At 62.9% G+C, this 12,636-nt stretch carries 11 protein-coding genes; 4 read left to right on the forward strand and 7 right to left on the reverse strand.

What is annotated here, in order from left to right; translation table 11 throughout:
- Positions 1-48: 48 nt before the first annotated feature.
- Positions 49-600 carry a DJ-1 family glyoxalase III gene (locus ABVN19_RS19310; protein WP_028944022.1) on the reverse strand — a complete coding sequence of 184 codons (552 nt, stop codon included), beginning with the start codon at positions 598-600 and terminating at the stop codon, positions 49-51.
- Positions 601-828: 228 nt separating this feature from the next.
- Here ABVN19_RS19310 and ABVN19_RS19315 point away from each other — a divergent pair, with 228 nt between their 5' ends.
- Entirely contained in the window at positions 829-2,124 is a 1,296-nt protein-coding gene (locus tag ABVN19_RS19315) for an NCS2 family permease (RefSeq protein WP_028944021.1), read from the forward strand.
- Positions 2,121-3,206, forward strand: a complete 1,086-nt coding sequence (gene trmA, locus ABVN19_RS19320; RefSeq protein ID WP_028944020.1) for a tRNA (uridine(54)-C5)-methyltransferase TrmA — start codon at positions 2,121-2,123, stop codon at positions 3,204-3,206. The genes ABVN19_RS19315 and trmA overlap by 4 nt, the downstream gene beginning before the upstream one ends.
- 120 nt (positions 3,207-3,326) lie before the next feature.
- On the opposite strand, the gene ABVN19_RS19325 is transcribed toward trmA, so the two are convergent.
- The gene (locus tag ABVN19_RS19325) at positions 3,327-4,490 is read right to left on the reverse strand and encodes an alkaline phosphatase family protein (protein WP_028944019.1); all 1,164 of its coding nucleotides are present in this window, start codon (positions 4,488-4,490) and stop codon (positions 3,327-3,329) included.
- A gap of 158 nt (positions 4,491-4,648) precedes the next feature.
- Between ABVN19_RS19325 and ABVN19_RS19330 the strand changes: the two genes are divergently transcribed.
- Positions 4,649-5,509, forward strand: coding sequence for a shikimate dehydrogenase (locus tag ABVN19_RS19330; protein WP_028944018.1), 861 nt, complete (start codon positions 4,649-4,651; stop codon positions 5,507-5,509).
- Between the two features lie 68 nt (positions 5,510-5,577).
- On the opposite strand, the gene ABVN19_RS19335 is transcribed toward ABVN19_RS19330, so the two are convergent.
- On the reverse strand, positions 5,578-6,246 hold the full coding sequence (locus ABVN19_RS19335; protein ID WP_028944017.1) for a TetR/AcrR family transcriptional regulator: 669 nt from the start codon (positions 6,244-6,246) through the stop codon (positions 5,578-5,580).
- Between the two features lie 66 nt (positions 6,247-6,312).
- Positions 6,313-8,220 (reverse strand): 3-dehydroshikimate dehydratase QuiC, encoded by a 1,908-nt coding sequence (gene quiC, locus ABVN19_RS19340; protein WP_105641668.1) that lies wholly within the window; start codon positions 8,218-8,220, stop codon positions 6,313-6,315.
- A gap of 300 nt (positions 8,221-8,520) precedes the next feature.
- On the opposite strand from quiC, the gene ABVN19_RS19345 reads away from it, so the two are divergent.
- A complete protein-coding gene (locus ABVN19_RS19345) occupies positions 8,521-9,861 on the forward strand; it encodes an MFS transporter (protein ID WP_105641669.1) in 1,341 nt (446 codons plus the stop codon).
- On the opposite strand, the gene ABVN19_RS19350 is transcribed toward ABVN19_RS19345, so the two are convergent.
- The 3 genes from ABVN19_RS19350 to ABVN19_RS19360 all read right to left on the reverse strand — a co-directional run bounded on the left by ABVN19_RS19350 (position 9,858) and on the right by ABVN19_RS19360 (position 12,441).
- A complete protein-coding gene (locus tag ABVN19_RS19350) occupies positions 9,858-10,736 on the reverse strand; it encodes a DMT family transporter (RefSeq protein WP_028944014.1) in 879 nt (292 codons plus the stop codon). The two genes, ABVN19_RS19345 and ABVN19_RS19350, sit on opposite strands and share 4 nt — an antisense overlap.
- 16 nt (positions 10,737-10,752) lie before the next feature.
- The gene (locus tag ABVN19_RS19355; RefSeq protein WP_028944013.1) at positions 10,753-11,568 is read right to left on the reverse strand and encodes a sugar phosphate isomerase/epimerase; all 816 of its coding nucleotides are present in this window, start codon (positions 11,566-11,568) and stop codon (positions 10,753-10,755) included.
- A gap of 96 nt (positions 11,569-11,664) precedes the next feature.
- Positions 11,665-12,441, reverse strand: a complete 777-nt coding sequence (locus tag ABVN19_RS19360) for an IclR family transcriptional regulator (RefSeq protein ID WP_028944012.1) — start codon at positions 12,439-12,441, stop codon at positions 11,665-11,667.
- Between the last annotated feature and the right edge of the window lie 195 nt (positions 12,442-12,636).

A 12,636-nucleotide genomic window follows, 5' to 3' on the forward strand; every position in this document is an offset into this window, starting at 1 on the left:
GGGGCAAGTCGAGACGTCGCACCGGCGTCTCGACTTGCCCCGCGATACCTAGACGCCCAACTGCCCCGCCACTCGCTTGCGAGCGGCCCTGCCCACCACCTGCTCGACCAGCACCAGGGCAAATTCCAATGCCGCACCCGACCCTTGCGCCGTGATGCAATTGCCGTCCACCACCACCGGCTGGTCGACAAACGTACAACCGGAAAGCTGTTGACTGACATCGACATGGCAGGTCATGCGGCGCTGGCGCAAAACACCGAATGCCTGCAGGGCCAGCGCGGGAGCCTCGGCGATAGCGGCAAAAAACTTTCCGGCCTTGGCCTGGTCCTTAACCTGCTGCTCCAGCGGTTGATGCGCCGCCATATGCTGCGCGCCCTTCTCGCCCCCTGGCAACACGATCAGGTCGAAGGGCTGGGCGAGGATGTCCACCAACATGCCGTCGGCGGTCAGGCGTGTACCCCGGGCACAGGTCAACATCCGCCTGCCCTCGATACTGGCTACCACCACTTCTACCTCGGCCCGGCGCAAGACATCGATCAAGGTCACGCACTGCAGGTCGTCAACGCCTTCGGCAACAACGATCAGGGCTCTATGGCTCATGGGCGTTCTCCTGTGAGTATCTTTCAAGCGTAGTTGATCGGAAAAACGCCCTGAAACTGCGTACATCTGCAGTGTATCCACACATTAATTACCGCTCGGCGAGCATGCTGGTATGATGCGCGGCTTTTTTCCGGCTCATTCAAATTGCACACACCACCCGGTACGGTCTGTGCTTTGCTGATGGGGTCGATACATTCACGGCGCCGGGGCGCGCCACGGGGAGCAGGCATGCTGGAAAGGCTGTTTCAACTAAAAGCACACAACACCACTGTGCGTACCGAGATTCTCGCGGGCGTCACCACCTTCCTGGCCATGGCCTACATCTTGTTCGTCAACCCGAGCATTCTCGGCGAGACCGGCATGGACAAGGGCGCGCTGTTCGTTGCCACCTGCCTGGCAGCGGCCATCGGTTCGACCACCATGGGCCTGATCGCCAACTACCCGATCGCCTTGGCGCCGGGCATGGGCCTGAACGCCTTCTTCACTTACACCGTGGTCCTGCACATGGGGCATACCTGGCAGGTGGCACTGGGGGCGGTGTTCATCTCGGCGGTGCTGTTCTTCCTGCTGTCGATCTTTCGAATTCGTGAGTGGATCGTCAACAGCATCCCCCTGCCGCTGCGTTCGGCCATTGCTGCCGGTATCGGCCTGTTCCTGGCGCTGATCGCCCTGCACAATGCCGGTATCGTGGTCGACAACCCGGCGACCCTGGTGGGCCTGGGCGATCTCAAGCAACCGGCACCCATCCTCGCCACCCTGGGCTTCTTCCTGATCGTCGCGCTGGAGGCCCTGAAGGTCCGTGGTGCGGTACTGATCGGCATCCTGGCCGTGACCGTGACCTCTATCGTGCTGGGCTTCACTCCGTTCGCCGGCGTGGTCTCGATGCCGCCATCGCTGGCGCCAACCTTCCTGCAGCTGGACATCAAGGGTGCGCTGGATGTGGGCCTGATCAGCGTGATCTTCGCCTTCCTGTTCGTCGACCTGTTCGACAACTCCGGCACCCTGATCGGCGTTGCCAAACGCGCCGGCTTGATGCGCAAGGATGGCCACATGCCGAAAATGGGCCGCGCCCTGATCGCCGACAGTACCGCGGCCATGGCCGGTTCCCTGCTGGGTACCTCGACCACCACCAGCTACATCGAGTCGGCAGCCGGCGTGAGTGCGGGCGGGCGCACCGGCCTTACCGCCATCGTGGTGGCTATCCTGTTCCTGCTGGCGCTGTTCTTCGCCCCGCTGGCCGGTAGCGTGCCGGCCTTCGCCACGGCCCCGGCGCTGCTGTTCGTCGCCGTGCTGATGGCCTCGGGCCTGGCAGAAATAAACTGGGACGACGTCACCGAAGCCGCACCGGTGGTTATCACTGCCCTGGCCATGCCGCTTACCTACTCGATCGCCAACGGCATCGCCTTCGGTTTCATTTCCTGGACCGCGATCAAGCTGATCTCCGGCCGTCGTGGTGACCTGAACCCGGCACTGGTGATCCTCTCGATCCTGTTCGTCATCAAGCTGGGCTGGTTCAACGCATGAGTGCTGTCCTCGATCCTTCGTCCTATACCCAGCAGCTCGACGCCAAGGCTGCCCGCCTGCGTGAGCTGCTGGCGCCGTTCGATGCCCCGGAACCTGCGGTGTTCGACTCGCCGCGCGAGCACTATCGCCTGCGCGCCGAGTTTCGCCTGTGGCGCGAGAACGAGCAGCGCTTCTACGCCATGTTCGCGCCGGGCGAAAAGCACACGCCGATCCTGATCGAAGACTTCCCCATCGCCAGCCTGCGCATCAATGAACTGATGCCACGCCTCAAGGCCGCCTGGATGGCGAGCTCAGCCCTGAGCTTCAAGCTGTTCCAGGTGGAGTTCCTCACCACCCTGGCGGGCGACGCGATGATCACCCTGTGCTACCACCGTCCCCTGGACGAGCACTGGGAGGCGGCTGCGCAACAACTGGCCAGCGACCTGGGCGTGAGCATCATTGGCCGCTCCAAGGGCAAGCGCGTGGTGATCGGTCGCGACTACGCGGTCGAAGAGCTGCAGGTTGCTGGACGCAGCTTCCGCTACCGCCAGCCGGAAGGCGCCTTCACCCAGCCCAACGGCACGGTGAACCAGAAGATGCTCAACTGGGCCTACGAGGCCCTTGGCGAGCGCCAGGACGACCTGCTGGAGCTGTACTGCGGCAACGGCAACTTCACTCTGCCGCTGGCAACCCGGGTGCGCAAGGTGCTGGCCACCGAGATCAGCAAGACTTCGGTCAATGCCGCACTGCACAACCTCGATGACAACGGTGTGGATAACGTGCGCCTGGTTCGCTTGTCTGCCGAAGAGCTGACCGAGGCGCTGAACGAAGTGCGTCCGTTCCGCCGTCTGGAAGGCATCGACCTGAAGAGCTATGAATTCGGTAGCGTGTTCGTCGACCCGCCGCGCGCCGGCATGGATCCGGACACCTGCGAACTGACCCGGCGCTTCGACAACATCCTGTATATCTCCTGCAACCCGGAAACGCTGGCAGCCAACATCGCCCAGTTGCACGACACCCACCGTATCGAGCGGTGTGCATTGTTCGACCAGTTCCCGTACACGCATCACATGGAGAGTGGGGTGTTGCTGGTCCGGCGCTGAAACCATCGGTGTAGCCGCTGCCGCCAGGCTGCGATCGGCCGCGAAGCGGTCGTAAAAAGCCAAGGCGTCTGCTGCGCAGTCGATCGCAGCCTGGCGGCAACGGCTACACCGGCAACAGCTTCACTTGTACATCAACAACGGCACCAACTGATCCTCATCGGTCAACGCCCCATGGTGCCCACGCCACTGGCTGGCATGCTTCTCCACCTCGCTGCGAATAATCCCCCCTGCCCCGTTCGGCACCACGATCAGGTCGCCGATCCGCGCCTCGGCCTGGCTCAGCATTACATCCCCAAACAACCCTTTGGCAATCGCCTGGGCCTTGCTCAATACCCGGTAGTCGTCGCCAAGGCGGTTCTGCCAGCGTTCATGCACGCGGTCCTGCTGGTGCTCGTGGGTGTAGAGGTAGCGCGCCCGGATATCGCCTGCGATGGCGCGTACACCTTCCTGCAAGGCAGGTTCGAGATCGAAGTCCCGCACCTGCTCGCTGTCCAGCGCCAGCATGCCGTGGTCGGCGATGATCATCAGTTGGGCGCGTTCCGGTAACCTGCGAGCAATGGCCTGGGCCAGTTGATCGGCAATCTGCAGCTGATTGATCCAGCCGTCCGACCCCGGACCGAACAAGTGCCCGGCAAAATCCAGGTCGCCAAAATAAGCAAAGCAGAACGCCGGCCCCGGTGCGTCCAGCGCCGCGTTTACCAGCGCGGGATAGGCGTCATAGGCCGGCGCAGGCAATATCTGCCCGGCCTTGTAGATCGCCTGGCTGAACGCCGAATTGGCAAAGCGCCCGAGCATCACCGTGCTGATGGCGATACCCTGTTCAGCGGCCAGGCTCCAGGCATCGGGTGGCACGATGAACGACCCGGGCGCCGGGGCCTCACAAGGCTGCGCGCCGGGCTGCAGTGCAGCGGTGGCCCACTGCAGCGGCGAAAGCTCGCTGTGTTCATCAAGGGCAAAGCTGCAACCGACAATGCCATGGGCACCACTGCCCAACCCTGAAGTGACCGATGCCAGACTGGTTGCGGTGGTCGCGGGAAAGCCAACGCGAAATCGGGAGTCCGGCTGCGCCAGTGAAGCCAGAAACGGAGCGTGGCGGGCATGTGCCTGCAACAGGTTCCAGCCCAGGCCGTCGATCAGCAGCAGGCAGGCAGCCTGCGAGCGGTCGAGGTGAAAGCTGTTGCGAAAGCCCTGTCCACCCAGGCCCGCGAAGATCGACTGAGTGAGGCTGGCCAGCCCCGGCCAGGTTTCACCCATCAACTGTGAGTCGTTGAACGGCATTGCCATGTCTCCCTCCGCAGGCAGGTCAAAACAACAGGTGTAGCACAGGCTGTGCGATCAGCGCACAGAAAAGCACGGGGCTTCGGTTCCGACAATTGACCTTGTTAACCAAACGGTACATTTTCACTGAACGCCATTTCCAAGAACAACAATGGAGTCCCCCCATGAATCCGGCCACCTCCGGCGGTATTCTCGCCGGCCTGATCGGCGCAGGCATCCAGGCCTCGCGCACCCCTGCGCTGCATGAGCACGAAGGCCGTGCCCAAGGCTTGAATTACCTGTACCGGCTGATCGACCTGGACAGCCTGCAACTGGACAGCACCGCGCTGGAGCAACTGCTCACCGCAGCCGAGTCGATGGGTTACACCGGCCTGAACATTACCTTCCCGTGCAAGCAGGCGATCCTGCCGTTGCTGGACGATCTCTCGGCTGAAGCGCGGGGCATTGGTGCAGTCAATACCGTGGTGCTCAAGGACGGCAAGCGCATCGGCCACAACACCGACTGCCTGGGTTTTGCCGAAGGCTTTCGCCGGGGCCTGGCCGATGCGCCGCGTGCCGAGGTGGTACAGATGGGCGCCGGTGGTGCAGGCGCTGCGGTAGCCCACGCACTGCTGGCCGAAGGCGTTGAACAACTGACGGTGTTCGACGTCGAAACAGCCCGAGCGCAGGCACTGGTGGATAACCTCAATCAGCATTTCAACGGTAGCCGCGCCCGCGTCGGCCATGACCTGGAAAGTGCCCTCGCCGCCACCGACGGGCTGGTCAACACCACGCCAATGGGCATGGCCAAGCTTCCGGGCATGCCGGTACCCAAGGCATTGCTGCGCCCTGCGTTGTGGGTGGCGGAGATTGTTTATTTCCCGCTGGAAACCGAGCTGCTACGCGAGGCACGGGCGTTGGGGTGCAGGACCCTGGATGGGTCGAACATGGCGGTGTTCCAGGCGGTGAAGGCGTTCGAGTTGTTCAGCGGGGTAACACCGGACGCTTCACGGATGATCGCGCACTTCAACAGCCTGGGCGGCTGAAAGCATCGCGGGGCAAGCCCGCTCCCACAGATTGGCAAAAATCCTGCAGGAGCGGGCTTGCCCCGCGATCAGGCCTGCAGGTACCGCAACACCGACTCGCAGATCATCTCGCGATGGCGATCCTTGATCGCCTCGTCCTCGAAATCGACCTGGAACAGCTCACCAAAGGTGTGCCGGTTCGATACCCGGTAAAAACAGAACGAACTGATCAACAAATGCACGTCCAGCGCCTGCAGACCCTGGCGGAACAGGCCCTGCTCGGCGCCGCGGTGGAGGATCTCGTCCAGCGCGGTAAGCACCGTCTTGTTCATCGAGCGGATGGTCGAGGAGCACTTCACGTACTCGCCGTGGTGCATGTTCTCGTTGCAGACAATGCGCACGAAATCGACATTGCGATCATGGTGATCGAAGGTGAACTCCACCAACCGGCGAATGCCCTGGCGCGGCTCCAGCTCCGCCAGGTTCAGGCTGCTTTCAGTGTTGCGGATATCTCCGTAGAGCTTCTCAAGCACCTCGACGTACAACTGCTCCTTGCTGTTGAAGTAGTAGTAGATCATGCGCTTGGAGGTCTGGGTGCGCTCGGCGATCGCATCGACCCGCGCCCCGGCCAGCCCCTGCTGGACGAACTCGCTGATCGCCGCCTGAAGAATGTTCTCGCGGGTTTTTTCCGGGTTGTTCTTGCGGCCTTTGCGCACCGCCGGTTCCGGGGCTGCGAAAAGTGCTGAGGTAGTCGTCATACGGGACTCGTGGCCAACGGTTAACCCGGTGATTATGAGCCCCGGGGGATAAGGAAGAAAGCCTGCCTACAAACGCGCCTGCGCCGGCGCTCCTGCCCGCGCCTTGGCCATGGCGGCCAGACGCACGGCCACGTTGGCCGCGCCGTAGCCACTGTAGCCATTGCGACGCTGCAGCACCTCGAAGAAAAAGCGCTCCTCGAACGGCTCGGTGTACACGTGAAACAGCTCGCCGCCCTGGGCATCACGGTCGTAGAGCACATTGTAGTAGGCCAGTTCGCTGAGGAATTCGTCATCGAAGTCGAACCGCGCGGCCAGGTCGTCGTAGTAGTTGAGCGGGATGTCGAGCAACGCCACGCCCGCCTCCTTGGCCTGCTTGACCGCCGCGAAGATGTCGTCGCAGTCGAACGCAATGTGATGCACACCCGAGCCACGATAGTGCGACAGCGCGTGGGCAATGGCGGTATTGCGGTTTTCCGAGATGTTCAGCGGCAGCCGGATCGAGCTGCAACGGCTGCGCAGTGCACGGCTTTTCACCAGGCCGTAAGGGTCGGGCAGCACCACTTCGTCGTCTGCGGTGAAGTCCAGCAGGCTCTTGTAGAACAGCGCCCAGCTGTCCAGGCCATCGGCCGGCAGCGCCAGGGCCATGTGGTCGATACGCTTGAGCCCCAGACTGTTGCCCGACGGCTGCAATTGGCTGAAGTCGGTGTCATAGATGGTGCGGCCTTCGGCGTCCTGATCGACCAGGTAGATCAGGCTGCCATCCGGCGCACGCACGGCGGCCAATTCACGTTCGTTGGGCCCGACCAGGCCGCGATACGGCTGGCCGTGATAGGCCACTGCCCGGGCCAGGGCCTGGGCGCTGTCCTTGACCCGTATAGCCGTGGCACACAGCGACGGTCCATGGCTTTCAAAGAAGTTATGGGCGAACGAATAGGGCTCGGCATTGAGGATCAGGTTGATATCCCCCTGGCGCAGCAAGCTGACGTTCTTCGAGCGGTGCGCACCGGCGCGGGTAAAACCGAGGCGCTCCAACCAGTTGCCCAGCTTGGCGCCCAGGGCGTCGTCCACGGCGAACTCAAGGAACTCGATGCCGTCGTAGGCGCTGGCGGCCGGTGGGGCGAACAGCAGGTCGTCCAGCGGCTGCGGGGTATCCAGTTCAAGACGCTGGCGGGTCTTCTCTTCCAGGTACAACAACGAGCGCAGGCCATCGGCGGCATTGGCCCGTGGCGGCGCAGCGCGAAAGCCGTCATTGAAGATCTCCAGCGACAACGGCCCGCGATAACCACTGGCCAGGATCGGCGCCAGGAACCCGGCCAAGTCGAATTCGCCTTGCCCGGGGAAGCAACGGAAGTGCCGACTCCACTCCAGCACATCCATGGCCAGCACGGGTGCATCGGCCATTTGCACGAAAAAGATCTTGTCGCCCGGAACCTGGGCGATACCGCGCGGATCACCTTTGATCGACAAGGTGTGGAAACTGTCGAGAATCATGCCCAGGCTTGGATGATCGCCCGCCTTGACGATATCCCAGACCTGCTCCCAGGTGTTCACATGACGACCCCAGGCCAGCGCCTCGTAACCAATGCGCAGATCCCGTGCCCCGGCCCGTTCGGCCAGCAGGCGCAGGTCGTCGACCAATACCTGGCGCTCGCCCAGGGAGTCGGCGGCAACGTTGCTGCACACCAGCACCAGATCGGTGCCCAGCTCCTGCATCAGGTCGAACTTGCGCTCGGCGCGGTCCAGGTTGCGGGCCAGGCGGTCACGGCGGCAGCCCTCGAAGTCGCGGAACGGCTGGAACAGGGTGATTGCCAGGCCCAGGTCGGCACAGCGCTGGCGGATTTCCCGCGGGCTGCCGGCGTAGTACAGCAAGTCATTCTCGAAGATCTCGACCCCGTCGAAACCCGCGGCGGCTATGGCTTCGAGTTTTTCAGGCAAGGTACCGCTCAAGGACACAGTGGCAATCGAACGCTGCATTTTTATTCGCTCCGATGGGCAGGCAAAACCCGGATGCTGCAAGTATTGGCGGTGAACAAAAAATGCTCAACGCAATATGTACGAACCGGTTAGTTTTGTGTTCGATTATCGCCCATAATAGCGTTCTACGAATTGACCCTTTTTTGACCACAGGCGCACCATTTCGACACCAGGCAGTGTTGCTCCGGCCAAAAGCCCATCGACCCCTGCCGCTGAATCGACCGCCGAGCACCCCGGCGACCGTAGTGTTGCGTGACCCAAGGCTTGACCCATAAACATAAAAATACGGGTAACCCTCCCATGATCCATTCACAAAGCACCCGCATGGCCCAGCCGCTGGCCAACACCCCGCACGCCGGCATCGGCGACAAGATCCGTGGCGCCATGGCGGTGGGCAAGACCCGTTGGGTCATGCTTGCCCTGGTGTTCTTCGCCACCACCCTGAACTACATCGACCGCGCCGCCCTGGGCGTGATGCAGCCGATCCTGGCCAAGGAAATGAGCTGGACGGCGATGGATTACGCCAACATCAACTTCTGGTTCCAGGTGGGCTACGCCATCGGCTTCGTCCTCCAGGGCCGGCTGATCGACCGTATCGGCGTCAAGCGCGTGTTTTTCTGCGCCGTATTGCTCTGGAGCCTGGCCACCGGCGCCCATGGCCTGGCGACTTCGGCGGTGGGCTTTATGGTCTGCCGGTTCATCCTCGGCCTGACCGAAGCGGCCAACTACCCCGCCTGCGTCAAGACCACACGCCTGTGGTTCCCGGCCGGAGAACGAGCGGTGGCCACCGGCATCTTCAACGCCGGAACCAACGTTGGCGCGATGTTCACCCCGATGCTGCTGCCGCTGATCCTCACCGTGTGGGGCTGGCAGGCGGCCTTCATGGGCATGGCGGCACTGGGCCTGGTGTGGGTAGTGTTCTGGGGACTGAAGTACTACAACCCCGAGAGCCATCCAAGCGTCAGCAAGGAAGAGCTGGCGTATGTGCAAAGTGAAGTGGAACCGGAGCAGGCCCGCATGCCGTTCTCGCGGATCCTGCGCATGCGTGGCACCTGGGCCTTCGCCCTGGCCTACTCAATCACCGCACCGGTGTTCTGGTTCTACCTGTACTGGCTGCCGCCGTTCCTCAACCAGCAGTACAACCTCGGTATCAGTGTCACCCAGATGGGCATCCCGCTGATCGTCATTTACCTGAGCGCTGACTTCGGCAGCGTCGGCGGCGGCATTCTCTCTTCGTTCCTGATCGGCCGTGGCATGGCCCCGGTCAAGGCGCGCCTGCTGTCGATGCTGCTGTTCGCCGCCACCATCGTCAGCGTGATCTTCGCTGCCGGTGCCAGCAGCCTGTGGGTCGCGGTTCTGGCCATCTCGCTGGCCATCGCGGCTCACCAGGCCTGGACCGCCAACATCTGGAGCCTGGTGATGGACTACACGCCCAAGCACATGATGAGCACGGTGTTCGGTTTTGGCGGCATGTGCGCGGCCATCGGCGGGATGTTCATGACCCAGCTGGTGGGCTACATCCTGACCACCACCAACAACAACTACACCCTGCTGTTCACCATGATTCCGGCCATGTACTTCATCGCCCTGGTCTGGATGTACCTGATGGCCCCCTGCAAAGTGCCCAAGGTCGAAGCCTAAGGCTTGCGCTGCAACCAGGCAGCGCCCAGCCCGCTCAGGCAGATCAGCGCAATCCCCACCAGCCCGGCCATGTCCGGGCTGTGTCCGAACAGCACCAGGCCAAGCACCCCGGCAAACACGATCTGGCAGTAGCTGAATGGCGCCAGCATCGCCGGCGGCGCATGGCGGAAGGCCTGGGTCAAGAACAGGTGTGCGGTCATTCCGCAGGTGCCCAGCGCCACGGCCATCAGGCCGTGGACCAGGGTCGGGGTCTGCCAGAACATCGGCACGATGGCACTCATGATCAGCGTGTTGAGCACGCCGGTGAAGAAGTTGCTGGTGGTCGGGCTGTCGATACCGCTGAGCTTGCGGGTCAGCAGTTGGTAGAAGCAGAAGCACAACGCCGAACCGAACGGCAGCAGCACCGCCGGGGTGAACAACGCACCGCCTGGATGGATGATCACCGTGACGCCGACAAAACTCACCAGCACCGCCACCCACTGCCCGCGGGTGACCTTTTCGCCCAGCAGCGGCAGCGACAGTGCCGTCACCAGCAAAGGCGCGAGAAAGTTCACCGCCGTGGCTTCGGCCAGCGGGATGAATTGCAGCGCGGTGGTGAACAGCAGGCTCGTACCTAGCAGGCACAACGCCCGCAGCGCCTGCAGCCCTGGTCGGCGGGTGCGCAACACCCGCAGCCCCGACTGCGGCAGGAAGATCGCCATCATCAACAGGGTGTGCACCAGGTACCGTGCCCAGACCACCCAGAGAATCGGATAGAACCCGGCCAGGTACTTGGACAGGGCGTCGTGGCTGGCAAACAGGAAGGTGGCCAGCACCACCAGCAAAATGCCCCGCAATGGCTGGCTGGCATCGGTAAGCGCGGTGGGACGGGGCATGTAATCGGCTCGCAGGTTAGTGCTGCACAAGCAGCTGACGGGTCTTGTCCAGGGCCATCTGTGCCCGTTGCAGGGCGCTCACGCCCTGTTCATACAACTGCCGGGTGGGGATCTCCAGGCTCAAGGGGATCGACGCCGGCAGGCTGTTCAGCAGCTCACCCAGGTCGCAATCACCGTCGCCCGGAAAGCGCCGCTCGTTGCGGGCCTGACGCAAGATCTCGGTCATGTCGTCAGGCCGCGGGCCGGCGACATCGCACAGCTGAGCATATCGCAGACGCGCAGGCGCGACCCGACGCAACTCATCCAGCGACGACGCCGAGCGGTCGAAGTGAAAGGCATCGACCAGCACACAGCCGTTGTCACGCCCGGCCTGCTCGACGATGCGCAGGGCCTGGGCAAGGTTCTTCGCGTCGGTCCAGGGCATGAATTCCAGGTGCGGATGCAAGCCGTACTGCAAGGCCAGGTCGCACAGGGCGGCGAAGTTATCCGTCAGGCGTCGCTCGTCAGGGTCGTTGCCGGCCACCAGCAATTCGCTGGCACCGAACTCGGCGCCAACGGTCAGCAAGGCTTCAAAATCGGCTACACAGGTGTCTGGCGTGAGCCGCAGGATTTCCACGTCCAGCACCTGGATGCCGGTGTCGCGCAAGCGGGCGGCGGTGCGGCGTCGCAGGCCGGCGTCGGCCACCAGCGGAAAGTGATGCTCCTCAGGGGTAGCGGGCTCCAGGCGCAGGCCCACATGGCTGTAGCCGGCCCGGGCGGCGACCTCGACCATTGCGTCGGGTGACAGCTCCAGCACTGTCAGGGCAGCCAGGGACATCACGCGTTGACTCATTGTTGTTATCTCGCAGAATGGGTTTTGATTATTTAGAACCAAGTTCCATTTTTAATGCAAGAAAAATAAAAAGCATCGCCGAGCACGTCGAGACAATCAAACAAACAACTCGGAAGCAGGACTCGCCGCCGACAACTCCGCCGCCGCCGCCAGCAGCACCGGCGCCAGCTCATGCATGCGCGCCTCGCTCATCCGCGCGCTGGGCCCGGCCACGCTGAGCACGCCTACCGCATGGCCATCGACGGGGTTGCGCACCACTGCTGCCAATGCCGAAGTACCCACCGCCGAACTTTCCACCACCCAGGCATAACCGTGCTCACGCGCCAAACGCAGGCGTTCGAGCAATTCGGCATTGGAGGCTGGGGCGTTGGGGCCGAAGTCTTCACGCCGGGCAATGCCCTGGCGCTCCACCAGCACCAGGGCCTGGGCATCGCTCAGGCTCGACAACCAGGCATGCCCGGAGGCGGTATAGAACAGCGGCGCATCACGGCCCATGTCCGGGTCGTAGCGCAGGCCCGAACGGGCGCCCTGGGCCTTGGCGATCCAGGTCTGACGGTCACCGTCGATCACCCCCAGGCGCACCAGTTCACCGGTCTGTTGCGCCAACTGATCAAGGATCGGCTGAACGACGTCGGCACCGCTGCTGGCCAAGTAGCGAAAGCCCATGGCCACCAGCCGCGTGCTCAGGTGATAGCGGCTGCTCTCCGGGTTCTGGCGCACATAGCCCAGGCGCATCAGCTCGGCGAGCATGCGGTGGGTAGCGCTTTTGGGGATAGCCAGCTCGTCGGCCAGGGTCTGCAACGGCAGGCCGCGGGGTTCGCTGGTAAGGCGTTCAACAAGGCTGAACGCGCGTTCGATCTGACTGCCGGCCATGGTCACGGTCCCTGAAAATTGTGCCGATTCTAAAGAGCCACGGGCAAAGCGCAAATCACTGTCCGATCTTCGCCCACTTTGTCTGCCCGACCCCTTGGCCACGAGCGACCTCGAATCATAGAATATAGAATCAAGTTCCAGAATATAACAAAACCCATTGTTCGAGGAGACACTGCCATGGCTGCCCACCCCCCC

Source organism: Pseudomonas vranovensis, from assembly GCF_040438935.1.
Taxonomy (GTDB): Bacteria; Pseudomonadota; Gammaproteobacteria; order Pseudomonadales; family Pseudomonadaceae; genus Aquipseudomonas; species Aquipseudomonas vranovensis.

Bases quoted from the DNA above. Each gene is read 5' to 3' on its own strand.
- quiC (WP_105641668.1), bottom strand. From the start codon at position 8,220: ATGCAGCGTTCGATTGCCACTGTGTCCTTGAGCGGTACCTTGCCTGAA.
- ABVN19_RS19315 (WP_028944021.1), top strand. From the start codon at position 829: ATGCTGGAAAGGCTGTTTCAACTAAAAGCACACAACACCACTGTGCGT.
- ABVN19_RS19360 (WP_028944012.1), bottom strand. From the start codon at position 12,441: ATGGCCGGCAGTCAGATCGAACGCGCGTTCAGCCTTGTTGAACGCCTT.
- ABVN19_RS19355 (WP_028944013.1), bottom strand. From the start codon at position 11,568: ATGAGTCAACGCGTGATGTCCCTGGCTGCCCTGACAGTGCTGGAGCTG.
- trmA (WP_028944020.1), top strand. From the start codon at position 2,121: ATGAGTGCTGTCCTCGATCCTTCGTCCTATACCCAGCAGCTCGACGCC.
- ABVN19_RS19325 (WP_028944019.1), bottom strand. From the start codon at position 4,490: ATGGCAATGCCGTTCAACGACTCACAGTTGATGGGTGAAACCTGGCCG.
- ABVN19_RS19335 (WP_028944017.1), bottom strand. From the start codon at position 6,246: ATGACGACTACCTCAGCACTTTTCGCAGCCCCGGAACCGGCGGTGCGC.
- ABVN19_RS19345 (WP_105641669.1), top strand. From the start codon at position 8,521: ATGATCCATTCACAAAGCACCCGCATGGCCCAGCCGCTGGCCAACACC.
- ABVN19_RS19350 (WP_028944014.1), bottom strand. From the start codon at position 10,736: ATGCCCCGTCCCACCGCGCTTACCGATGCCAGCCAGCCATTGCGGGGC.
- ABVN19_RS19330 (WP_028944018.1), top strand. From the start codon at position 4,649: ATGAATCCGGCCACCTCCGGCGGTATTCTCGCCGGCCTGATCGGCGCA.
- ABVN19_RS19310 (WP_028944022.1), bottom strand. From the start codon at position 600: ATGAGCCATAGAGCCCTGATCGTTGTTGCCGAAGGCGTTGACGACCTG.